Origin of the sequence: Aidingimonas lacisalsi (assembly GCF_008079445.1) — a bacterium.
GTDB lineage: Bacteria > Pseudomonadota > Gammaproteobacteria > Pseudomonadales > Halomonadaceae > Aidingimonas > Aidingimonas lacisalsi.
The window spans coordinates 511,094-529,602 of the sequence record NZ_VRYH01000003.1 but is presented as its reverse complement, the minus strand read 5'-3'; the positions used below and the strand labels follow the sequence as shown (position 1 = coordinate 529,602).

The following is an 18,509-nucleotide window of genomic DNA, read 5'->3' as shown; positions in this document are numbered from 1 at the left end:
CGTTCTTTATATTGAACGATTCTGGGCACCGACATGGACGAACTTTCACTCCATACCCTGGGGCAGCATCTACAGACGCTTCGCCTGGCCCGGGGCTGGTCGCTGTCGCAGCTGGCCGCCGCCGCCGGCATCGCGAAATCGAACCTGTCGCGACTGGAACAGGGCAACGGCAATCCTACACTGGATACCATCTGGCGCCTGGCGGTACAGCTGAATGTCCCGTTCGGCACTCTGGTCGCTCCCATCTATGAGGTGCCGCTGGGCGAGAATGGTGTTCAGGTGCGTCTGCTGGATCAGGGCAAGGAAGATCCTCATGTCGATGCCTACTGGATGCGCTGCGCCCCGAATACGACACGACATGCCGAGGCACATACGCCGGGCGCGCAAGAATCGCTCACCATCATCAGTGGTCAGCTGGAGGCGGGGCCGGTCGATGCGCCAGCGACCCTCGCGGCAGGCGATACTCTCACCTTCGCAGCCGACCAACCGCACCTTTACCGGACTCATGAAGCGTGGGTGACGCTGCTCGTCACCATCGTCTACGCCAGGCAGGGAACCCCGTCATGAACTTGCAGGCCACCCCCGATTTGTCCCGCCCCTGGCTGACGGGCATACGCGAAGCCATACCGCTGTTGGGCGGATATATCCCGGTCGCTATCTCGTTCGGGCTGGTCACCGTCCAGGCCGGGTTCAGCACCTGGGAAGCTGCGCTGATCTCGACGCTGATCTACGCCGGCGCGTCCCAGTTCCTGTTCGTCGGCATGGTCGCCGGCGGCGGCCCCTTGTGGCTGGTCGTCGTCATGACGCTGCTGATCAACGTCCGCCACGTGGTTTACGCCCCCAATCTGGCCCCCTGGCTGACACACCATCGCTGCTGGCCCTGGTTGATGCACGGCTTGACCGATCAAGTGTTCGCTCTCGCCCACAGCCGCCTGCCGCAACTGGCGGAAAGGCAGCGCCTGGGCTGGTTCACCGGCGCCGCACTGATGGCATGGGCAAGCTGGATCGCGGGCACGGCGCTAGGCGCCATTGCCGGTGAGTGGCTGACAGCACGCTGGCCATTGCTGGGTGAGGTCATGCCCTTCGCTCTGCCCTCCTTGTTTCTGGTGCTGGTCGTGCCACGCTTCACTTCCCGCCGATGGTCGCTGGCCCTGTGCACCACCATCGCCACGGCCATGCTCTGTACGTTGGCCGGCGTGACCAACCTCGGCATCCCCCTGGCCGCCATCCTCGGCGCTCTCTGCTTCTACGTCGTGCAGTTCGATACCCGCAATCGGAGGCAAGGATGAGCAGCGTACTCTGGGTCGCCGTGCTGGCCACCGCCATCGGCACGTTCCTGATGCGGTGCCTGCCACTGGTATGGATGCGCCGGCGGCTGCGCAAGCTGGCCGAGAGCGACAGGATAGACGCGATGCCACAATGGCTGAGCATTCTCGGGCCGCTGATGATCACCGCCGTACTCGGCGTTTCGCTCGTCCCCAGCGACCCGGAATCGCCCCTCTCATGGCTGGCCACCGTAATAGGCGCCATTGCCACCTTGCTCGTCTGGTATCGCACGCGCTCGCTTGGCTGGCCGGTGGCCGCGGGCGTGGCGACTTATGGGGCGGTCATCGTTGTGGCGGGGATGGGGGGCTGAAACACCATCGTCGACAGGCATACTGCTGCAATGTCAAAGCCGCCCTCTCACTTGAGGGCGGCTGTATGACGCGGCAACGTCATGTTTATCGCTTTGCTTTTGTCAGGAGCCTGGTTAACTGTTGCCTACTCCAATCCATAAAGCCCAGCGGAGGCATCGCTGGCATATACAGAGCCGGGAAATTGTCACGAACGTTGGAAACAGAGGGTTCGTGTCCAGTGGAAACGGTATATTTGCGTGACATGTTCACTCCTGGTTCATTGAAAACATGGTGAAAAACTTTCAATTCCCTCCACTTCATTGAAAGTGACGTTTGGGTGATGACGGCGCTTGTCAGCACCGCCACCACAGCGACTATCAACTGCATGCTAAGTGAGGCCAACCCCACCAAGATCAGAAATAGAGAAGAAATGACCGGCACAAAATAGGTCAAAATGCCAAGCAGTGTGGTCGGACTCTTCAGTAACGCATACCCCCACGTCATGAATGCCAAGCCATAGGGGCCAATGCCGATCAACGCCGCCATCAGCCAGTCCACGTACGTTGCCCCTTCAGCCGAGGCTTCGAACAGACCATGCAGCAGCAGAGCAGTGCCCGCGACACACGCGAAAATATATTTATAGTTCTTCAACCCTGAGCGGCTGTTATTTTTCAGATAGAGGGAAAAAAGAATCCACGACATGCCCGCCGCCAGTCCTGCGCTATAAGCCAATGGCGAAGTGGATATTCCCTTGTCGGACGAGAGGATCAGTGGCGCCAATCCCGAAAAGGCGACCAGCGCGCCCAGCAGCGTTCGCATTCTCAGCCCCCGGCCTGCCAGCCGGTCGGCGACCAACATGAAACCCAAGGGCCACGTATAGGTCACCAGCGTGACCCTGGCCGGGTCCCCCTCCCCCAGCGCCAAAAAATAGCAATAGAGCGCACCGGTCAGACCGCCAACGCCCATGACCCAGAACCGCCAGTCGCGAAACGGCACTGGTGACTTGCGTTCGTGCATCCACCGCTCGAGTACCTGTGCAAAACCTGCGGCCGAAGACATCGCGATGGCCGCAGTCAACATGGGAGGGAGATGTACCAGATTGCGAAGTACCGGTAGACTCGCCCAAAGGGTGACTGTCAAGAGACCCGCGAGAAGTCCGATAACACTGTGTGAACTTCTCATTCTGTGACTCCCGTAGATGGACCGAAATGCTTCAGTGGCGGGTATCTTGGGGACATTTTCAGTATCATGGAAACGAAGTATTTCGATGGAGCCATCAAGAAACGTGATGACCAGTTCTCATATCCCCAGACCACTGGATCTTGTCGTGCTCAAGACGTTCGTCAGCGTGGTGGACCAGGGTGGATTCACCGCAGCGGCCGAACAGTTGCATATGGCACAGTCCACCGTCAGTGCCCACATGAAGCGTCTGGAAGCAACCTTCGACTGTCCGCTACTGCAGCGAGGACAAAAGGTCGCTACGCCTACGCCACCCGGTGAGCGTCTCCTAGCTCATGCCCGGCAGATGCTCCGCCAGAATGCCCTGGCTTGGCAGGATGTACATGAGCAGCGTCTTGATGGTGTGGTACGACTCGGAATACCTGACGATTATGTGGTCTATCTGCCCGAGGCACTGTCGGAATTCGAGGCACGCTTTCCCGGCGTTGAGCTGGAGGTAAGATGCGGCTTGAGTGTTGATCTAGTTCAAGATGTCAAGGCTGGCGCTCTGGACCTGGCCATTGCGACTCGCCAGCCCAATAGCCCCGGCGGTGAGGTGCTGTGTCGCGAACCGATGGTATGGGCCAGTGCGTCCGGATACGATACCCACCACCGCTCACCATTACCGCTGGCGGTATCGAAGGAAGGGGTGTGCATTTTCAGAGAGCGCGCCATCATGGCCCTTGAAGCGGCTGGAATCGCCTGGCGGATTGCCTATGCCAGCGCCAGCCTGTCAGGACTTTCCGCTGCAGTTCGGGCGGGGCTGGCCGTGACAGTGCTGACACCATCCATGATCGGTCCGGATCTTCGCATTATCGGCGTGGACGAAGGATTGCCCGAGCTGCAGACGACGGAAATCACGCTACATCGTAGCCCCGGGCGCCCCACTGAAGCGACACAGCAACTTGCCGCCCAGCTTCAAGCGCACATAAAAGGACAATCTGCGTACTAGCTACATGGCCCCTGTCCTTTGCCCAGACAGTGAGTCGCTTGCCGTTGACGTGATCCACATAGCATGACCACACCGCACACCACCACCTCAGCCCTTGCCCTGCGTCATTCTCGACGTCCTGCTCAATTCGCTCACGTACGTATCACTGGGTATGCTGGACATAGCAACGGTTATTCACCATGGAGGGGAACACGATGTACCTGAACATGCGAAAATTGGCGACTGTCGTATCCTGGTCAGTACTGCTGCTTTGTTCGCTTGCCGCCTGTGCTCCCATCGCGGATACGGGTGGGATGCGGGAGGAAGTCGCGACCGATGACAATGGCAGCCTCCCACGCGATCCTGAACAGACCGGCCAGCGCTACTTTGATCTGCTCGCGCAAGGGAAATTCGATCAGGCGTATGGCATGTGGGCGCCGGATACACGGATCCGTGAGAGTGGCCGCGATCAGTTCGAGAAATCGATGCTCGTGTATCAGTCCTTTGAGGGAGAAACGGTAGGGGCGGCCAGGATCGAAGGTGCGGCGGGAACCCTACATGCCGAGGTTCCGGTGCAGGTTTCGGGCGAGCGTCGAGGGAAGCCATTCGCGCATCAGGGCACGCTGCGACTCGAGCGGTGCAATGATGTACCGGGCTGCGACGAGCAAGCGCGCCGTTGGCAAATACGTGCGATAGACCTTGAGATGAATTAAGCCGCGGACACAGCCACTGTTGTGGTACGCCATTGATCGATGGCACGACCAAGCCAGGGTATAAAGGCCGTGCTAAAGTAACGAAGGTAAACGGCCGTCGGCAGGTGGCCACCGAAGCGGGCCAACTTCCGAGTCAACGGCATCCACCATACGTTCCACCAAGGCACGAGAGACGACATGGATTTCGAGACAATCTTTGGCTTTCTGCAGATACGGGGCACGAGTTTCGTAATCAATCTGGTCGCAGCGATTGCCATCTTCGTGATAGGTCGCTGGATTGCGAAGTTGCTGCACCGACTCACCGTCAAGGCGATGAAGCGCGCCGACACCGACCCACTGATCGTTACGTTCATCGGCAACATCTTCTATGTGATGCTGATGTTTGCGGTCGTGCTGGCAGCGATCAGCCAGGTCGGCATTCAGACTACCTCATTGATTGCTGTCATCGGTGCCGCTGGTCTGGCGATCGGTCTGGCGCTACAAGGCGCACTGGCCAACCTCGCCGCTGGCGTGATGGTGGTGCTGTTCCGACCTTACAAGGTCGGCGATTACATCGAGGCAGGTGGCGTATCCGGTACCGTGGATGAGGTGCAAATCTTCAATACCGAGCTCAACACGCCGGATAACAGGCGGGTCATCGTCCCTAACGGCCAGATGCTGTCAGGCGCCATAACCAACTATTCCACCCACACAACCAGGCGTGTCGATCTCGTGGTGGGGGTCAGCTACGACGATGACATCGATACCGTGCGGCGGGTGCTCGAAAGCGTGGTGGCCGATGATACACGGGTCCTGGAAGATCCTGCACCGAACATTCGCATCAGCGCGCTGAATGATTCCAGTGTGGATTGGATCGTTCGACCCTGGGTGAAGGCCGTGGATTACTGGGATGTCTACTGGGGGATGACCGAGGAGATCAAGCGACGCTTTGATCGAGAGGGCATTAGCATTCCCTTCCCTCAGCGGGACATGCATGTCTACCACCACGACAATCAGGGCGACGTCGGTTCGACGAGCTGATTCATGCTGGCATATCGACTGCAAGGGCCGCCAAGTGATTGGCGGCCCTTATTCGTGTGAGGAGACATGCAATTCAAAGAAGAGCCCTACCCTCCCTGGCTGGACCCCCATCCTTGGCATCTGTCCAGTGACGCAACCCTTGGGCGAAGGCATCGTGCCAACGCATTATCAGACGTCACACGTTTACCCTACTCCAGGTAACAGCCTTGTGATGTAGGCATTTTGCTCCCTGTTCTGTAAGAAATCACTTACACAGTGTCGACTCATAACCATTGGGTTGATTCACGGAATGCGGCACACTCGATTCGACACCAATAGAGGAGGTGCAACATGCGGCTCATGACAGGCATGAAGTCGGCTGCAGCTATCGCGCTACTCAGTGGGGTGACAGGCTGTGCGGTACATGGCGATGGCTTGGGCCATCGAGAACACCACGAACACAGTGCGACTCAAGGCATACCGAAGGGGCACATGCCCCCACCCGGGGAGTGCCGGATCTGGTACTCGAATACTCCGCCCGGCCAGCAGCCGCCGCCAGGCGATTGTTCACGGCTGCGCCATGACGTGCCGCCCGGCGCAAGGCTGATTCGTGGTTGAGACTGACCAGAAAAAACCCCGGTGAGGTACCGGGGTAAAGGACACTTCTCGCTAACAGGGAACAACACGCCGGCTCACATCAGATGAGACGTACCAATCAAGACACACTTCCAGCGTAGTCATACCATCGTCACTTTTCTGCAAGATATTTGCTACGCGTGATGTAAGCGATCTCTTACAAGCTACTGCCCTCCCAGCGTATCGAGACATCACCCTCGTGTCGTTCCAATCGTTCGGCATGGCGTAAAAAGAACAGCCTTCCCGCGTCCGCCCGATATCATGGCAGGCCAAAATCAATGATCTTTTGACCCTGTCCACCATCGCTCATAACGGGTTGGATTGGTGATTTCGTTATCGGCCATCTATTGGCTGTGTCGGTATGCTGTTCACCGGATGATCATGTTATCCCCGCAACCAGGAGTACACTGGATGTCCTTCTCTTTTCACGGCCACGGACGAGGCCTACTCATGGCCGCCGCCGGCGTTACTGTCCTGAGCGTCGACAGCTTGTTGGTACGCCTGGCGGCCACAGATGGCTGGAACATCATCTTCTGGCGGGGTGGCCTGATGGGGCTATCTCTCGGCTTGCTGTGCCTTGGAGGACGCCGGTTGGCGACATTGCGCGGCCACCTTGGGATCTCGTTGGTCTCGGCGATACTGTTGGGTGTGACGTCCACCCTGTTCGTACTCGCCGTCATGAACACCAAGGTGGCGAATGTGGTCGTCATCCTGAGTGCCGCGCCACTGTTTGCTGCCATCTTCACGCGTTGTTTCCTGCATGAACCGGTGGCCTTGAGAACCTGGCTGGCGATTGCCCTGGCCATGTTCGGCATGCTACTGGTCTTCTCTGGATCACTCAGTGGCGAGGGGCTGGTCGGCGATGCCTATGCACTGATCGCGGCGGCTGCCGTCGGCGGCAACCTGACCCTGCTGCGACGTCATCCCGATCTTGACAGGATTCCACTTATTGCCATTGGCGGAGGTATATCGGCATTGGTTGCCCTGCCGATGGCGACGCCACTGGCACTCACCCCGCAAAGCTATGGCGTACTCGCCCTGATGGGCCTGTTGCAGATGCCACTGGCCACCGCCCTGATCAACAGTGCGACTCGCTATCTGCCTTCGGCCGAGGTAGCCCTGTTTTATCTGGTGGAAGCCGTACTGGGCACCCTGTGGGTCTGGTGGTGGCTGGGTGAACAACCACCACAGGCTACCCTGCTCGGCGGTTCAGTGATCCTACTGACCCTCTTCGTCAATGCCTGGCTTGGCCTGCGTCATTCAGGCAACGGATGTGTCCGGCAATATGGCAGATACAGCGAATGATGGCAGGCATGCTATAACGTCCAGCGGCACTAGCGCTGGTGATGATGTTCGACCACCAGCGCTAAGCGAACTCTCAGGACTTCGCCAATTGGGCGCTGCCGGCCATCGGCCCCGCCTCAAGCGTTCCCCCAACCGACACTACACATCCGATACAGTGCGTCGCCTACAGATTTTCTACTTCCCGCCGATACATGTTGACCAAGTAGTCAACAACAACACATGCGCTCTGATGGAGCGCGAACCAGGGGGAAAAGTGAAGAATCTAACCATTGCCCAAAAGCTGATGATCGCCATCAGCCTCTGCATGATCCTGATCGTCGGCGGGGCCACGGCCATTCAGTATCGCCTGTTCAGCGACCTGATCACCGACCGAGTCACCCAAGAGGAATTGCCGACCACGCTCGAAAGCATTCGTAATGACATCAACGCCACCCTGACCGGGCCGATCACCACCGCCCAGAGCCTGGCGAACAATGGCTATCTGCACAAGTGGCTGGCCGAAGGGGAATCGCGGGAAGATAGCGAGCGCGCCGTGGACCACTTCGAACGGCTGCAGCAACGCACCGGGGCCAACACCGTCTTCTTCGTGTCGTCACTCAGCGGCAACTACTACACGGCGAATGGCGTCGAGCGGACACTGGACCGTGAAGGAGACCAGTGGTTCTACGACATGGTCGATGAGGCCAACGATGCGGATTACGCCCTGGATGTCGATTCCGAAGGCGGGGAACTGAAGGTCTTCATCAATCACGTGGTCGAGATGGACGGCGAACGCGTGGGCGTCGCCGGGGTCGGCTATACCCTGGACACCATGGTCGACACCATCAACAACTATCAACTCGGCGACACCGGCTCGGTATTTCTGGCAAGTCAGGACGGAACCATCAGCGTACATCCTGAAGGCGCCTCCATGGCCGGCCAGTCAGTAGCGGACCTGCCCGGGTGGGAGACCCAGGCCGCCGAGCTGTTGTCCGGGGAAGGCTATCGCTACACCACCCTCACCGACCCACATGGCGCCGAGCAACTGGCCGCCGCCATCGAGGTGCCCGGCACCGATTGGGTTGCCTTTGCGCAGATACCGCGCAGCGAATTGTTCGCCGACCTCAATCGAGCGGTGCTGCTGGTGATGCTGCTCGTGGCCATGATCATGCTGGCAAGCCTCGTGGTCTTCGCGTTGCTGCTGCGCGCCCTGTTCCGCCCGATTCGACGCACCGCGGAAGCCATGGGCGAGATCGCCGATGGCGATGGTGACCTGACACTGCGGCTCCCCGTGCAAGGCAAGGACGAAGCGAGCGAACTCGCCATCCAGTTCAACGCCTTCGCGGACAAGATGCATGACGTGCTTGCCCAGGTCAGGGGCAGCAGTGACGCCGTTCGCCACGCCGCCCAGGAGATCGCCAGTGGCGGGCAGGACATGTCGCGACGCACCGACCAGGCGGCATCCAGCCTGCAGCAGACCTCAGCCTCGATCGAGCAGATCACCGGCACGGTGGAAAACACCTCCACCTCCTCTCGCGAAGCGAGCAACCTCTCGCAATCCGCTGCCGAGCTAGCCCAGGGCACCGGCGACACGGTCACTGACGTGGTCACGACGATGAGTGACATCCAGCACGCCTCCGAGCGGATCGGCGACATCATCAAGGTCATGGATGACATCGCCTTCCAGACCAACCTGCTGGCGCTCAACGCCTCGGTGGAAGCCGCCCGCGCCGGCGAAAGTGGCAAAGGCTTCGCCGTGGTGGCGAACGAGGTTCGTCAACTGGCCACGCGCAGCGCCCAAGCCTCACAGGATATCCGCGGCCTGATCGACGCCTCCGACAAGAAAGTCCAAGGGGGCACCCAGTTGGTGCGCGACGCCGGCAACGCCATGAACGAGCTCGTCGAAGTGGTAAACCGCGTGGCCGGCATGCTCGGAGAAATCAGCCACGCCACCACCGAACAGAGCGACGGCATCGGCCAGGTCAACGTTGCCGTGGCAGAGCTCGACCGCATGACGCAGCAGAACGCCTCGCTGGCGGAAGAATCCACCTCCGCCGCCGAACAACTGCGCGAGCAAGCCGACCGCCTGGCGGAACTGGTCGGCAGCTTCAAGCTCAAGGACGAACCGCAAGACAGCCAGCGATATCCAGCCTTGACGTAACGACGGGGGCCGGACGAAGAATCGTGTGCGATCGACACGGAGGTCGCTCGCTCCATCAACCATCCGACGCAGGCCGGTAGGTAGCTTGCTGCAACGGCAGGATAAGGGAGTATTGGTGGGCCCAGTTGGGCTCGAACCTGCGATCGAAGAATTATAAGTTCGCTTTTAAATCAATAATCTACTGACATACAAGGAAAAGCGACCGTAATAGAGAAAAAGGTACAGTTCTTTGAAATCAGCAAGTTAGCTAAAGTTGAGGATAGCACACGAAGCTGGTGTGTGTACCGATGGTGTACCCTTGATGCTACCGCAGCCACCTTTCATTCGGGTAATACACGTTTGCTAAAAACAGTATCGGAGGAAGCCTTGATACACCGGTCAGTTCGCTGAACCAAGCCGGGGGTGTCATCAACTGCTGGATCCGGTACTACAACGAAGAACGGCCGCATAAGTCCCTAGGCTATGTGGCACCCCGAACATACCCAGCATTAGCCGCTTAGGGCGTACAGAAACTAAAGAGCATTACAGACCAAGGAAAGCCTGAAATATGTCCTTCCACCGTTGCAGCATAGACACGGTGGAAGAGAGCATGATACCTAAAAAAGGATTAGCTGCTCAGATATAATTGAGAATAATTATTACTAGCGACACGCACAGCAATCAGCAGGGTTCCTATCAGAAAGGGGTAGCATGACTGACCTTCGATTACACACAGCACAGATGCCCGCATACCTGGACAAGGAGGTGTCATCGGCTGATCACGACAAATTCGGCCATGCTCACCTTGCGTCGGCACTTCAGGGCCTCATTGAGGATGAAAAGCACCGACCACCCTATTCCATCGGCCTGCTCGGAAAATGGGGAACTGGCAAGTCCACCGTCAAAGGGCTATATCTCGATCACCTTCATACTGACGATCGCACTGACAAGAAAGCGAAAATCTCCGGCATAAAGCGCCGGGATCGTATCCATACGATCACCTTCAATGCCTGGAAATATGGCGGCGAGACTGATATTCGAAAATCACTCTTCCGCCACATCTTTCTTGAAATTGGTGGCACGCACGAAGAAGCCGACCGTCATCTTTTCAAGACTGTTTCGTCGACGGAGTCCCAAAGGAAGCCCTTTAAAGAAATATGGGCCGAATTTGTGGATCAGTACGTTCTGGGCCTACTCGTCGTCGGCGTCTTTGCCGTCCTGTTCGTGGCCCTTTTGGTATTGATGGCGTGGGGATTCGGGTTCGATGATCCGGCCACCTCCGCTGCCAGCCTTCTTGCCTCCTCCGGTATCATCTGGGTGCTTGCCCAAAAATACTTCTCCAGTCTTCCAATATTATCTGCACGGACACCAGTCAACATAACCTCGCCCCCGAGTCAAACTATCGAGGAGTTTGAAGACCTCTTTCTCACCAAAATCCGAAAGTTTAAGAAAGGTGATAAAAAGAATGTTCGGCGTATTGTCGTCTTCATCGACGACCTCGACCGCCTCACCGCCGACGAAATGGTGAGCGGGCTTGACGGCATTCGCAGCCTGATCGAAATGGCCTCGCATGAAATGCCCGGTGACATTGGCATCGTCTTCGTTATCTCATGCGACGAAGAGCGCGTAGCCGACGCCCTGAGCAGGCGGCGCGGCGCGGCTGATCTTCCCGCAGCGGTATCGAATATACAAGACGCGCGCCGCTATCTTGATCGGATTTTCCAGTTCCGCCTGGAAATTCCCCCCTTCCCCAAGCGGGACATGCGCAGCTTTGCACTCGGCTTGCTGGAAACCGAATACCCGGCTTTGCTTGCCGACCTCAAGGAGCGGGAGATCGATCTTCAAGAGCTTGTGGACAGGATGATTCACCCGGCTGTGCAAAGCCCGCGCAATGCCATTCAAATTGTCAATCTATTCGCGCAATCCTGGTGGCTCAGCACCCTACGCGAACGCAATGCTGTCGGCGCCGACAATCCGGGCGGGCTGGGAGAAGGCGTGGTTACGAATAACCCGCTCACACTTGCCATCATATGTGTGATCAGAACCGACTTTCCTGATTTCTATCAGGTGCTTCAAAAGAACCCGCGCGTCTTCGATTATTTCATTGACAGGTTCATTCGACCGGAACCTCTGGAACCCTTACCGGCAGAAGTCCGCGAACAACTGGCAGAGTTTTCAGCAGACCAATCAATTGCCGGCGAAGAAAAGCAGGACAGCCGCTGGGACGTAAAGCCGCAGCACCGCGGCCTTCGCCAATTCATGTCGCATATTCAGGACATTCGGCGCCCTTACAGCCTTCAGCCGCTTCTGGCTCTTTCTCAGGACCCGGTATCGCGACAGCATGGCGACAAGGCAGTGCCCATCGAAGAGGCTCTGCGAACCTCGGATGTGGTCGCGCTCCTGGACGCGGCCGGCCTTACAGGAAGTACGGGAGCGTTCCCACCCGATTTTGGTGCCCTGCTTGCCGACCTTATCGACGACCTGCGTAGCGAAACGCCGACGATACAGGACAACGTCGCCTTTACCGTTTCTCAATTTGACGACAGGATTCCCGAGAATGAGAAGCGACGCACCCTGGGACTTGCCGTACGGCGCGCAGCCGACAGCGACTCTCTGCGCTGGCGTCTCGGTCCGTCCAAACTGCATGTCCTCACGCCCTATGCTGAGAATGAGGAATTACGTGCACTAGGTCGAGCGGTAATCGAAGATATAACGGCTGAGCCCACAAACGTCCGGCTGCCAAGCCTTGAAGCGCCGAGCTTGCGGGAAGGCTGTGAACTTACTAAGTCCGCATCCGACCTTGTCATTACCCTTATGCAGCAGGCCAACCTGCCGCCACAGTCGCAATCTGCTTTTGGTCAGTGGCTGCTACACCGCACGGTAAAGATTACAGGACAGTCAGATCAGCTATCGCTGACCTGGCTCGAGGAGAAGCTGGCCGCCCACGAAGATATCCTGCTTCCCTTATTGCGCGAAGACTATCCAGAGATCATCGCAGAAGAATTCAGCAAGGACGATCCAGAGGCCCTCAATCTGGCCACTGTGACCGAGCGTCTCGATTCTATCTTTACGTATTTCTTCGATCGAGGAACGCAGACACGAGAAAGGTTGTGGAAATACCTTTCGGATTTCGCCGCTTTGCCTGAGCCATCTTTTGTAGCACTTGTTTTCTCGAAATTCGCCGATTGGCATGATTACGCCGATGCTAACGTGGCCCAGTCCATTTTTTCGAATATGTGCGCCCGCTTTGTCCACTATGAGCAAGATGCTGAATCGTGGCCTCTTGATGGCGAATGGGAACTGCGCGATACATTTACAGATCTCACCGAAGCACGCGGGTCATTTGACGATGACAGCATCGCGTACCTGGTTCAGCTTGCCAAGGAATGGTCCAAACCTTCCCGGCAGGCTGCCACCAGCGCATCCAGACTGTATGCGGTTCTCGAGAATGCCGATCCTGCACAATGGACAGCACTAAGTCAGGACTGGGCCAAGCGTTATTTTGCGGACCTGCCGGCCCCATGTCAGCAGGTCCTCCTTGTCACCGTCAACAGCGAGGATGCTCCCGACGAGCCTCGCACAGCCCTGGCTTCAACCATCGCACCATTGCGTGGGCCCAAGCCTTTTGACGACCATAAAATCGAGGCACTTTCCCGGCTTCTCTCCACACTAGATGAATCGATCCTTGAGGCCAGCCCCTTCCTCGAGCAGCTTGAACAATTCATTGACGATACAATGAACCTGGCCCAGCAAAATTCCGGCGATCACCTTTTTTCAAAAATTGAGGCCCTCGCTGGCTACCTGGAAAAGCTGCCGTCTAAAAAGGCGCAGCAACTACTCATTAGCTTCACCCAATTACAGTCACAGCCAACAATCCTAACCGGCGTATATAATGCGATGAGCGAAACCTGGCCGCTGCCGGCTGCTGAAGGTGGTTTCGACTATGCGGCCCAAGAGCTGTTCAACGCCGGTATCGATGCATTCCACCGTATCGATAAATCAGAGAGCGAGGCCGCCGATTTGCTCAAGAGCCTCGACAGGCTCCGCCAACGCGCCCGCCTTGACCAGACAGGCAACCAAGACCAACTCGTTGCCTGCGCCTACAAGCTATGGGCATACGACCCCGAAGTAAGCGAGATGCTTTGCCGCCGCCATCCCGAGGCCGAACGTACGCCTGAGCAGCTCACAGAGCTGGTCGGAACGATCGTCGAAGACGATGATGGTGATGCGGACCGCTCACGAGCTGCACTTGTGCAGGAAATCAGGTGCGCCGCTTCGGAAGATGTACAAGCGGCAACCATGAGCCTTCTCGCACAGCCGCCACAGGAAGCCGATGGCGCCTCGGACCCGGTTTTGGCGCTATGGGCCAATGCAGTATCAGAGCATGATCCCCAGCCGTTACTAGACGCGCTTGTCAGCGAAAGTACGAACGATGAGCAGGCCGTCCGCCTCTATCACCATATCCACGAGAATATCAAGCATATCTCTGACGAGCAGTTCATCACTCTCCTCCAGCAAATCCTGTCCGTTCAAGAAGGAAGAGAGAAGACGGCAGATGCCCTTGTCAGGAGTCTGGAGGATCTTACGGCAGAACAATTCAGCACCGATGATCAACGCCGGGCGCTTTGCGAGGGTGTGCTGTCTGTCTTTTCCGAGGTTACGAAGCTCGATAGAAAGGCTCAACTAGCCAAGGTCTGCACTCCACTCGGACTTAAAAACGTCGTACTGGATGCTGAGTACATAGACAGCATGTCGGAAGATGACTTGCAAATTATCGAGCAGTCCACCGGGAAAATAAGGAAGTAGCCACGACCAATTTATGTGCTCTTATGTGATGCCGAACCTGACCATACTCGGCCCCTCCCCGCTGCGGTCTGAGCCGCGCGGGACAGAGCTGCGATGACTAGAACAGGCTCATCTGTTCGGACCGACCGGGGACGAACAGCGCAGGCGGCCCGCATAGCACGAAGCTTTTCCCGGCAGACTTGACCAGCATGCCGTGATAGAAGCCGTTCGCGTCCGCGCGCGCAGTCCCTGCGTCACGCGTCTTCACCGCGTAGGTCACCGGCGTGCCATCGAACAGCCGTACCGGCACGAGCCGGTACGCCTTGGCCGAGACCACGTCACCATTGCCATACCCCGTGCCGACGCAGGTCCAGAGCGCGCCCTTCCAGGAAAAGGGCGGACGCACGGGCCGGCCCATGCCGATATGATCGGCACTGTACGAGGCATGGATGTCGCCTTCCCCGATAGTCCGCTCTGCCCGGTGACACCACCGGCCCATCGCAAGACGGGTCGGATCGACGGCATAGGTTTCACTGGTGTCGGGTAGATACGTCATGATGCACCTCCCTCGGCCACTTGGTGGTCCGCTGCCATCCGGTCGCAGGCATCGTAATCGATGCCTGCCGCCCGGCAGTGATGTCGCAGATCAGTCAGGAGGTCGATCACGGCGTCCTCGCCGTGATCAGGGTTCTCGCCGCGCGCCCGGCATGCTGAATGCAGCGCTAAGCGGGTAGTTTGTATGCGTTGTGTATTGCTCATGCCGCACCGCCCTTCGCCAGGATTTCAGCAGCCTGCCTGAGTGCTTGCGGGTTTTCGGTGATCGCTGCCGCGTTCCAGGCGGCGCGGGCATAGACCCGCAGGGTGTGCATCGGGGCAAAATGCCGGTCTCATTCGACGGGAAGACCGAAGACGCCGCGCACGGATTCCAGCTCCGAGATACGCACCGGGCCTGTTTCGGGAAAACCGAGCCCAAGGTCACAGAGTCCTGTCGCAATATCCGGGTCACCGGGATAAAGCTCCATGAGGAGCCAGGTGCAGCTCGCATCCGGGGTAAAGAGCTTTACGACCGGCAGGAAGTCCGCGGGCTCCCTGCCCTCTTCGATCAGGCCGGCATTGATGCGGCCGTTGCGCAAGAGCTTTTCGCGGATGGGTGTGGTCAACAGTTTCATTGTCTTGTCTCCTTTTCGTTTCCTTAAGACGCGAGACGAAAAGGACGGGCGCATAAGCCGGGGGATCACCGTCAGGGGAACGGACAACACGGCCCTTCGCCAAGGCTTCGGGCCGCAGGCGGAGGGTGGTGCGGGCAGGCCGTTGATCGCCCGGCGCGCCCGGCCAGGTTCGCGTGAGACTTAAGAAACGAGGGAAAGGAGACAGGCTATTGAAGGCAATGACCGTTTCACCCATCACCGAAAAGCGGCCCCGGCAGGCAAGCTCTCGGTCCTGCTGATTAGCGATTGAGGCTTTCGACTTCCTCGCCGCCTTCGGCCACGATGGCGGCATGCTCGAATAACCGCCGCGTCGCTTTATCCGTGAAGTTCACCGGCATCGCGGTACCGGTGATGACCATGCTGTCGGCGCCGGTTATGATATCGATCTCGATATGCTCACCGGCTTCGAGATGCTCCCGCAACAAAGCATTGATCCGGATGTTGGTCATCTGGCTTGGCCACGGATTGGCGTAATGGGAAAAGCGCCGCCGCAGCCGGATCGTTTCGCCGATGTAATGACGGCTCGGCCCCGCCGCCAGCAGACGAAAGCGGTACAGCCCCGAGCTGTCCGGAACCGCCGGAAAGACGAGCTTCCCGCTATCATCCAGCATCAGGCGTCCCAGAACGCGCCATGTCATGCCCACAGAGAGCTCCAGCGGATTGATGCCGCCCGCTTTCGGTAGAACGCTCACATCGAACTTCTCCGTAGCTGCGCCTGCACGCTGCGAGCCCTGTTCAAAACGCGACGCGGCCTTCCTGCTAATACCGGCATCCCGGTAGAACGTGACGGTTTCGCCGGTCAGGTTGAGATCACCGATCCGCCAGCCCGCCGAGAGCCAGGTCATGGCTTGCCGGCCCTGACGCGCGTCATTCGCCCACCAGGCTGAATGGCGACGCGCGCTCGCCGGTAACGTAAAGCCGAGGATGGATTCCAGCTGCCTGAAACCGGCATGCCACTCGGAGCCGCTCAACGATTCCAGATACGCACTCAGCTTGTCGTATTTGCTCATAGCTGCGCCTCGTCATGCGCAAGGGATCGACGCCGCACGGCTGAAACCCGCCCCGCCGGGGTTCAGTTCACGAGAGCCCGGTCTCCGTCAGGAGATGCGCCGCATCAACACACGGCCCAGCCTCAAGCGGACAAGACCTCCTCCAGCGCCTTGATAATCGATTCCCGCGTGCCGGGCCCCGCTTTCTCCAGATTAAACTCACGCCACCGCACGGCTGGCAGCCGCTCTAGACCTTCTATACCCAGCACTTCCCATGCGGGAGTGCCTTCATAGAAAGAGATCAGGAACGATTTGTGCTCTTCCGGCATGCCGGACAGGACCGTGCTGACCAGCTGGTCCCTGGCATCCAGCAACGTTTCAAGCGCTACGGGCCGCTCCGTCATCCCGGCAAAGTCGGTTTCGTATATGGCGCGGATATCCTTGGCGGGCGGCGCTAACAGGGAATGGGGTGAATGATCGTGGCTGACCAGATAGACGATGAGCGCCGTGCGCAGCTCATCGCTCAAGCCCTCTTCCTCCAGGAGCAGATGAACGTCGAACAGGTCGCGGGGGTGCTGCCGGTCCAGCGCCGCCAGAATCTTGCCAGCATACAGATCAGCAAAGGACAGGACCTGTATCTTCGCAAACCCGAACTCATCCTCGGTCGTCTCCGATACCGGCATCACGGCCGGCTCATAGACGCAGCCCCGCAGGACCGGCGTCACCTCGACCTTGATTTGCAGGCGGTGCTTGGTCCGCACCACGAGCTTGTTGATCGCCCCCTTCCCGCCGGGGGCCGAGCCCTGCACGGTCATGTCCGGAAACGCGCCGGTAATGCGCTCACCGATCCGCTTCAGGGCGCTGTCGATCGCTTCCAGCGATTGCGCCCGCTCTGCCACCGGCTGGTAGGTCAGATCGATATCCACTGACAGGCGCGGCAGATCACGAACAAAGAGATTGATCGCCGTCCCACCCTTCAGGGCAAAGCAGCCTTCCTCGGCGACCAGGGGGAGCACCGAGACGAGAAGCTGTACCTGCTGCCTGAATGTGGGATCAAAGGGCATCCATGTCCTCCGGGACGGTGATTTGATAGGTCTTGTCCAGCTTGCCGCCCCGAATGATCATCCGCTTTCCCTTGCCGAGATCGATCTTGCTGCGCTCGATCATGTCCAGCCACTGAGGCCGGTGCCGGTCGGCAAAGAAGAAGAACAGCCGCTTCACCTTGACGCTCTGCGCCTCCTCAAGCAAGGCCTGCATCTTGCGCGGCCGCAGCGTCACAAGCCCTTCCATGAACTTGTCCACCATGTCGAACGAGGTACTATTCGGCAGCTCGTCGATCAGCTCGAGAATCGCCCGCTCGGTGGCTGAGCGGACCAGCGGCCAGCCCCACGGTCCCCACGCATCGATATCCAGCGCCCCCGGCAGACGGGGCTTCGCCCCGGCCGGGTCCAGAGAGAGCTGATCGCTGTAACCGGGCAGCGCCGGTAGGAAGCGCGCGCGGTTATGCACAACAAATGCCGGCATATCTGGCAGCTTCGAGAGCCAGGAGGGGAGCTTGCGGTCGGTATAGAGGTGGACAGCCTGCTGCGCCTGATAGAGATAGTGGGAATAGCCCCGCATATCCAGGGCGGTCCGCCCGCCAACCGAGACGGGGTAGCCGAGCAACACCTGCAAGGAGATGACGACCTGCTCCCAGCGCAAGACGCCGCGCGGCCGCCAATACACACCACGCACGGGGCTGTCCAGCCAGCCGCTGGAAACGTACTGGCTGCGCAGCGCCCGCGAGTAGCCATGCGCCTCCAGCCACGCCGCATCGACCAGCAGGCCTTCCGGCAACAGGCGCTCCAACTGGTTTAGCTTTCCACCTTTAAGTTCGCTCATGTTATACAAAATAGCATATTTACAAACCTAAAAGTCAGTTTAAACTAACAAGGAAAGGAATAGCCAAACTAAACGAAGTCAGGAACACATAAACCAGATTTGGACACGA

At 58.5% G+C, this 18,509-nt stretch carries 18 protein-coding genes; 11 read left to right on the top strand and 7 right to left on the bottom strand.

Annotation, left to right across the window (positions count from 1 at the left end):
* Positions 1 to 33 precede the first annotated feature (33 nt).
* The 3 genes from FVV99_RS08660 to FVV99_RS08650 are packed head-to-tail and all read left to right on the top strand — an operon-like array spanning position 34 to position 1,636.
* Positions 34 to 567 (top strand): helix-turn-helix domain-containing protein, encoded by a 534-nt coding sequence (locus FVV99_RS08660; RefSeq protein WP_148253641.1) that lies wholly within the window; start codon positions 34 to 36, stop codon positions 565 to 567.
* Positions 564 to 1,289 (top strand): AzlC family ABC transporter permease, encoded by a 726-nt coding sequence (locus tag FVV99_RS08655; RefSeq protein ID WP_148253639.1) that lies wholly within the window; start codon positions 564 to 566, stop codon positions 1,287 to 1,289. Before FVV99_RS08660 ends, FVV99_RS08655 begins: the two co-directional genes overlap by 4 nt.
* On the top strand, positions 1,286 to 1,636 hold the full coding sequence (locus FVV99_RS08650; RefSeq protein WP_148253637.1) for an AzlD domain-containing protein: 351 nt from the start codon (positions 1,286 to 1,288) through the stop codon (positions 1,634 to 1,636). The genes FVV99_RS08655 and FVV99_RS08650 overlap by 4 nt, the downstream gene beginning before the upstream one ends.
* An 85-nt stretch (positions 1,637 to 1,721) precedes the next feature.
* Here the strand turns inward: FVV99_RS08650 and FVV99_RS08645 are convergent, their stop codons facing one another.
* Positions 1,722 to 2,798, bottom strand: coding sequence for a DMT family transporter (locus FVV99_RS08645; RefSeq protein WP_148253635.1), 1,077 nt, complete (start codon positions 2,796 to 2,798; stop codon positions 1,722 to 1,724).
* 106 nt (positions 2,799 to 2,904) lie between these two features.
* Here FVV99_RS08645 and FVV99_RS08640 point away from each other — a divergent pair, with 106 nt between their 5' ends.
* The 8 genes from FVV99_RS08640 to FVV99_RS08605 all read left to right on the top strand — a co-directional run bounded on the left by FVV99_RS08640 (position 2,905) and on the right by FVV99_RS08605 (position 14,343).
* The gene (locus FVV99_RS08640) at positions 2,905 to 3,786 is read left to right on the top strand and encodes a LysR substrate-binding domain-containing protein (RefSeq protein WP_148253634.1); all 882 of its coding nucleotides are present in this window, start codon (positions 2,905 to 2,907) and stop codon (positions 3,784 to 3,786) included.
* Between the two features lie 194 nt (positions 3,787 to 3,980).
* On the top strand, positions 3,981 to 4,478 hold the full coding sequence (locus FVV99_RS08635; RefSeq protein WP_148253633.1) for a hypothetical protein: 498 nt from the start codon (positions 3,981 to 3,983) through the stop codon (positions 4,476 to 4,478).
* Between the two features lie 177 nt (positions 4,479 to 4,655).
* Positions 4,656 to 5,498, top strand: a complete 843-nt coding sequence (locus FVV99_RS08630) for a mechanosensitive ion channel family protein (RefSeq protein WP_148253631.1) — start codon at positions 4,656 to 4,658, stop codon at positions 5,496 to 5,498.
* A gap of 330 nt (positions 5,499 to 5,828) precedes the next feature.
* Positions 5,829 to 6,095, top strand: a complete 267-nt coding sequence (locus FVV99_RS08625; protein WP_148253630.1) for a hypothetical protein — start codon at positions 5,829 to 5,831, stop codon at positions 6,093 to 6,095.
* Positions 6,096 to 6,524: 429 nt separating this feature from the next.
* Positions 6,525 to 7,418 (top strand): DMT family transporter, encoded by an 894-nt coding sequence (locus FVV99_RS08620; protein WP_148253628.1) that lies wholly within the window; start codon positions 6,525 to 6,527, stop codon positions 7,416 to 7,418.
* Positions 7,419 to 7,647: 229 nt separating this feature from the next.
* Positions 7,648 to 9,558, top strand: coding sequence for a methyl-accepting chemotaxis protein (locus FVV99_RS08615; protein ID WP_161598979.1), 1,911 nt, complete (start codon positions 7,648 to 7,650; stop codon positions 9,556 to 9,558).
* A gap of 353 nt (positions 9,559 to 9,911) precedes the next feature.
* Complete coding sequence (locus FVV99_RS19055) at positions 9,912 to 10,058, top strand: integrase core domain-containing protein (RefSeq protein WP_148253750.1); 147 nt, start codon at positions 9,912 to 9,914, stop codon at positions 10,056 to 10,058.
* 190 nt (positions 10,059 to 10,248) lie between these two features.
* Positions 10,249 to 14,343 (top strand): P-loop NTPase fold protein, encoded by a 4,095-nt coding sequence (locus tag FVV99_RS08605; RefSeq protein ID WP_148253625.1) that lies wholly within the window; start codon positions 10,249 to 10,251, stop codon positions 14,341 to 14,343.
* A 97-nt stretch (positions 14,344 to 14,440) separates the two neighbouring features.
* Here FVV99_RS08605 and FVV99_RS08600 read toward each other — a convergent pair whose 3' ends face one another.
* The 6 genes from FVV99_RS08600 to FVV99_RS08575 all read right to left on the bottom strand — a co-directional run bounded on the left by FVV99_RS08600 (position 14,441) and on the right by FVV99_RS08575 (position 18,400).
* Complete coding sequence (locus tag FVV99_RS08600; protein WP_148253623.1) at positions 14,441 to 14,878, bottom strand: hypothetical protein; 438 nt, start codon at positions 14,876 to 14,878, stop codon at positions 14,441 to 14,443.
* Positions 14,875 to 15,081 (bottom strand): hypothetical protein, encoded by a 207-nt coding sequence (locus tag FVV99_RS08595; protein ID WP_148253622.1) that lies wholly within the window; start codon positions 15,079 to 15,081, stop codon positions 14,875 to 14,877. The genes FVV99_RS08600 and FVV99_RS08595 overlap by 4 nt, the downstream gene beginning before the upstream one ends.
* 128 nt (positions 15,082 to 15,209) lie before the next feature.
* A complete protein-coding gene (locus FVV99_RS08590) occupies positions 15,210 to 15,491 on the bottom strand; it encodes a DUF2958 domain-containing protein (protein WP_148253620.1) in 282 nt (93 codons plus the stop codon).
* A 278-nt stretch (positions 15,492 to 15,769) separates the two neighbouring features.
* Positions 15,770 to 16,540: a DUF7662 domain-containing protein gene (locus tag FVV99_RS08585; protein WP_148253619.1), complete on the bottom strand. Its 771-nt coding sequence runs from the start codon at positions 16,538 to 16,540 to the stop codon at positions 15,770 to 15,772.
* Between the two features lie 122 nt (positions 16,541 to 16,662).
* Positions 16,663 to 17,583, bottom strand: coding sequence for a nucleotidyl transferase AbiEii/AbiGii toxin family protein (locus FVV99_RS08580; RefSeq protein WP_148253618.1), 921 nt, complete (start codon positions 17,581 to 17,583; stop codon positions 16,663 to 16,665).
* Positions 17,573 to 18,400 (bottom strand): type IV toxin-antitoxin system AbiEi family antitoxin domain-containing protein, encoded by an 828-nt coding sequence (locus FVV99_RS08575; protein ID WP_148253616.1) that lies wholly within the window; start codon positions 18,398 to 18,400, stop codon positions 17,573 to 17,575. The genes FVV99_RS08580 and FVV99_RS08575 overlap by 11 nt, the downstream gene beginning before the upstream one ends.
* Positions 18,401 to 18,509 lie beyond the last annotated feature (109 nt).

Bases quoted from the DNA above. Each gene is read 5' to 3' on its own strand.
- FVV99_RS08630 (WP_148253631.1), top strand. From the start codon at position 4,656: ATGGATTTCGAGACAATCTTTGGCTTTCTGCAGATACGGGGCACGAGT.
- FVV99_RS08590 (WP_148253620.1), bottom strand. From the start codon at position 15,491: ATGAAACTGTTGACCACACCCATCCGCGAAAAGCTCTTGCGCAACGGC.
- FVV99_RS08615 (WP_161598979.1), top strand. From the start codon at position 7,648: ATGGAGCGCGAACCAGGGGGAAAAGTGAAGAATCTAACCATTGCCCAA.
- FVV99_RS08600 (WP_148253623.1), bottom strand. From the start codon at position 14,878: ATGACGTATCTACCCGACACCAGTGAAACCTATGCCGTCGATCCGACC.
- FVV99_RS08635 (WP_148253633.1), top strand. From the start codon at position 3,981: ATGTACCTGAACATGCGAAAATTGGCGACTGTCGTATCCTGGTCAGTA.
- FVV99_RS08575 (WP_148253616.1), bottom strand. From the start codon at position 18,400: ATGAGCGAACTTAAAGGTGGAAAGCTAAACCAGTTGGAGCGCCTGTTG.
- FVV99_RS08655 (WP_148253639.1), top strand. From the start codon at position 564: ATGAACTTGCAGGCCACCCCCGATTTGTCCCGCCCCTGGCTGACGGGC.
- FVV99_RS08605 (WP_148253625.1), top strand. From the start codon at position 10,249: ATGACTGACCTTCGATTACACACAGCACAGATGCCCGCATACCTGGAC.
- FVV99_RS08640 (WP_148253634.1), top strand. From the start codon at position 2,905: ATGACCAGTTCTCATATCCCCAGACCACTGGATCTTGTCGTGCTCAAG.
- FVV99_RS08585 (WP_148253619.1), bottom strand. From the start codon at position 16,540: ATGAGCAAATACGACAAGCTGAGTGCGTATCTGGAATCGTTGAGCGGC.
- FVV99_RS08620 (WP_148253628.1), top strand. From the start codon at position 6,525: ATGTCCTTCTCTTTTCACGGCCACGGACGAGGCCTACTCATGGCCGCC.
- FVV99_RS08625 (WP_148253630.1), top strand. From the start codon at position 5,829: ATGCGGCTCATGACAGGCATGAAGTCGGCTGCAGCTATCGCGCTACTC.
- FVV99_RS08580 (WP_148253618.1), bottom strand. From the start codon at position 17,583: ATGCCCTTTGATCCCACATTCAGGCAGCAGGTACAGCTTCTCGTCTCG.
- FVV99_RS08660 (WP_148253641.1), top strand. From the start codon at position 34: ATGGACGAACTTTCACTCCATACCCTGGGGCAGCATCTACAGACGCTT.
- FVV99_RS08595 (WP_148253622.1), bottom strand. From the start codon at position 15,081: ATGAGCAATACACAACGCATACAAACTACCCGCTTAGCGCTGCATTCA.
- FVV99_RS08650 (WP_148253637.1), top strand. From the start codon at position 1,286: ATGAGCAGCGTACTCTGGGTCGCCGTGCTGGCCACCGCCATCGGCACG.
- FVV99_RS08645 (WP_148253635.1), bottom strand. From the start codon at position 2,798: ATGAGAAGTTCACACAGTGTTATCGGACTTCTCGCGGGTCTCTTGACA.